Here is a 569-nt window from a genome sequence, read left to right as displayed (position 1 = left end):
GGTTGACAATAGACTCTAGAGATACCCTAAAGTCGCTTAGGAGTGAGTCTTTCCTATCGGTTTCCGGTAGCAACTTAGTTGCTAAATATTTTTGATAGTCATAGTACACTTTTGTCCCAGATGTTTCTATCACCTCTATAAGTGAATCAGGATGATCTGGGACAGCCGGAACTATTGATATATCTGAGTTATAGTCAATTTCGAGTGCCTGATTTTTGGGTGTTTCGTTTTCCTCTAAAAATCCCCATTCTAGGGTAGTACAGTTATTCAGATTTTTCTCATACCGACGTGCGATCGCGTCCCCAATCTCTGATAAAAATTGGGGATTCTGACAAGCTTCTCGGATCATGTACCGATGTTCCCGGGCATCCCCTATCCGTACCCTTTTCCCTGTCAGTTCATAGCCCAACGTACCCAATAGCCACGATAGGAATTTAATCGGGTCTTTCCCCGGTTTCCTTCCTAATGCCTGAGAGATGGCCTTGCTATGGCACTTAGAGATAATCTCACTTACTGCCGGGTCTGAGTTACTGAATTGGGTATTATTTGCGATCGCTTCCAGTACCCAA

The 569-nt window shown here is 43.8% G+C and carries 1 protein-coding gene; it reads right to left on the bottom strand.

Annotation, left to right across the window (positions count from 1 at the left end; genetic code table 11):
• Positions 1-349 (bottom strand): hypothetical protein (locus C9J87_RS20365; protein WP_232820130.1); only part of this gene is annotated, 349 nt, incomplete at its 3' end.
• Positions 350-569: the final 220 nt, after the last annotated feature.

Origin of the sequence: Nocardioides allogilvus (genome assembly GCF_003047285.1) — a bacterium.
Lineage (GTDB): Bacteria > Actinomycetota > Actinomycetes > Propionibacteriales > Nocardioidaceae > Nocardioides > Nocardioides allogilvus.
This window is presented reverse-complemented; position numbering and strand designations above follow the sequence as displayed.